This is a genomic window from Belnapia sp. (genome assembly GCF_059504005.1).
The window spans coordinates 1-2,921 of the sequence record NZ_JCACHU010000109.1 but is presented as its reverse complement, the minus strand read 5'-3'; the positions used below and the strand labels follow the sequence as shown (position 1 = coordinate 2,921).

At 69.8% G+C, this 2,921-nt stretch carries 1 protein-coding gene; it reads left to right on the top strand.

The window, feature by feature from the left end:
- Positions 1 to 2,823: CheR family methyltransferase (locus AC5JJ1_RS14645; protein WP_495785841.1), on the top strand; the 2,823-nt coding region annotated here is incomplete at its 5' end.
- Between the last annotated feature and the right edge of the window lie 98 nt (positions 2,824 to 2,921).

Here is a 2,921-nt window from a genome sequence, read left to right as displayed (position 1 = left end):
CTCAGCGCGCTCGCCACCGACCGGGGCGAGGCGGCGGCAGGTGTCGTGCTCTCGGGCGGCGACGGGGACGGCACGCTCGGCCTGAAGGCCATCAAGGAGCGCGGCGGGCTGACCCTCGCCCAGGTCGCCGATGGCCACGGGCCGGAGCACCCGAGCATGCCGGAGAGCGCCATCTCGGCCGGCGTTGTGGATCTTGCCCTGCCGGCCGACGGGATGGGGCAGCGCCTCGTCGCGTTTGCCCGCGGCCTGTCGATGCTCGACGGCCTGACCGAGCCGGCCCCCGACGACGCGGAAGCGGCACGCGTGCTCGACGAGGCGCGGCGGGAGATCTACGTCATCCTGCGCAACCAACTCGGGCACGACTTCGCCGGCTACAAGAGCAAGACCTTCCTCCGCCGGGTGCAGCGGCGCATGCAGGTGGTCGCGCTCGACACGATCGAGGGCTACCTCGAGCGGCTGCGACAGGACCCGGGGGAGGTCGCAGCGCTGTTCCGCGACCTGCTGATCAGCGTCACCAACTTCTTCCGCGACGAGGACGCCTTCGAGGCTCTCGGCCGGCTGGTCATCCCGAAGCTCTTCGAGGGGCGCGGCGCCGAGGACGTGGTGCGGGTCTGGGTACCGGGCTGCGCCACCGGCGAGGAGGTCTTCTCCATCGCCATGCTGCTGCGCGAGCACATGGACGGGCTCACAGCCGTGCCGCGCGTCCAGCTCTTCGCCACCGATATCGACGAGCGCGCGCTCTCCGTCGCCCGCGCCGCCCGCTATCCGGCCGCGCTCCTCGATACAGTCTCGCCCGAACGGCGCCAGCGCTTCTTCACCGCCGACGGCGGCAGCTACGTCGTGGCCAAGGAGGTGCGCGACCTCTGCGTCTTCTCGCCGCACAGTGTCGTCCGGGACCCGCCATTCTCCCGCATCGACCTCGTCTCCTGCCGCAACCTGCTGATCTACTTCGGCCCCAAGATGCAGGAGCAGGTCATCCCGATCTTCCATTACGCGCTGCGGCCGGAGGGCCACCTGTTCCTCGGCACGGCGGAGAACATCGGCCAATACGGCGACCTCTTTGCCCCGATCGAGAAGAAGCAGCAGATCTTCCGCCGCAGGTCGGACGGGGCGTCCGGCGTGCGCCTGCCGCTCGCCGTCGGCGGCCTGCGGCTGACCCGTCCCACGGCGCCGGCATCGCCCAGGTCGCCGCTCGGCGGCCTCGCGCTCCGCCAGGCCATCGAGGCCCAGGTGCTGGAGCGCCTGGCTCCGCCCTTCGTCGTGGTGAACCGCGAGGGCGAGATCGCCTACTATTCGACCAGAACCGGCAAGTACCTCGAGGCCGCGGCCGGCATGCCAACGCGGCAGATCCTCACCACGGCCCGCAAGGGGTTGCGCCTCGACCTCCGGACCGCCCTGCGCGAGGCGGTCGAGGGCGGCGGCACGGCGCTGCGCGAAGGCGTCGCGGTCGAGGGCGAGGATGGCCGCATGCAGATGGTCACCCTGACGGTCGAGCCGCTCCGCGACGGTACCGATCGCGAGGAGCCGCTCTACTTCGTGATCTTTGCCGACAATGGACCGGCGCTCTCGCGTGAAGACGCGCTCGGCCGCATCCGCGCACAGGACGGGGCCGCCCTCCATCTCGAGCGCGAACTGCGGGAGACGCGCGAACGGCTGCAGTCGCTGATCGAGGAGTATGAGACCGCGCTCGAGGAGCTGAAATCCTCGAACGAGGAGCTGGTCTCGGTGAACGAGGAGCTGCAGTCCACCAACGAGGAGCTGGAGGCCTCGAAGGAGGAGCTGCAATCGGTCAACGAGGAGTTGCAGACCGTCAACGTCGAGTTGCAGAACAAGGTCGAGGCGCTGGACCGCGCCAACACCGACCTGCAGAACCTGTTCGACAGCACCGATGTTGCGACCGTCTTCCTGGACGCCAGGTTGGTGATCCGCAGCTTCACGCCGGCAGTGGCAAAGGTGTTCAATATCCTCCCCAGTGACCGCGGCCGGCCGATCACCGATCTCGCCAGCCGCTTCAGCCTGCCCGATTTGGCCGAGGACGTGACGGCGGTGCTCGGTGGGGCGGAGCCGATCGACCGCCGGGTGCACCACGCGTCGGGCAGCGCCCACTACCTCGTTCGCATCTCGCCCTACCGCAACGGTGACGGCCGCACCCATGGCGTGGTGGTGAGCTTCGTGGACGTCAGTGGCCTGACCCGCGCCGAAGACGGGCAGAAGGTCCTCATCGCCGAGCTGCACCACCGCACGCGCAACCTCCTGACCGTGGTTCAGGCCATCGCGTCACTGACGCTCGGCAAGGGCGGCACGATGAAGAGCTTCACCGAGCGCCTCGGCGCGCTCGGGCGGGCACAGGAGCTGCTGGGCCAGCGCGGCGGCCGGGACGAGCTTGACATCGGCGAGGTTGTCCGCGTCGAGCTGTGCGCACATCCCGCAGCGTCGGATGGACGAGTGGCGGTCTCGGGCCCTGAGGTGTCGCTCGGCCTGGAGCGGGTACAGGCGCTGGCGCTGGCTGTGCACGAACTGGCGACCAATGCGGTGAAGTATGGCGCATTGAAGCAAGAGGGTGGGCGGCTGGAGGTTGCCTGGCAGCTCGAGCCGGACGCGCCGGGCGGGCCATTTGTGGTGCTGGACTGGCGCGAGAGCGGCTGCGCCATGCCGGCGGAGCAGCCTGGGCGTGGCTATGGGCGGCACCTGATCGAGCGGGCGCTGGCCATGACGCTCGGCACCAGGGCGGACCTGGTCTTCGGTGGCGATGGCGTCACATGCCGCATCGTGATCCCCCTGGGGCCGCGGCCGTTCCGGACGGCTTCCGCCGGCTACCGGTAGCGGGCCACACCGCCTTATCGGACGGAATACGCGGCCAGCCGCGCAATGCGTCCGCCAGACCCATGGCCAGAACGCACACCTTCGCGGTGACAAAGCCG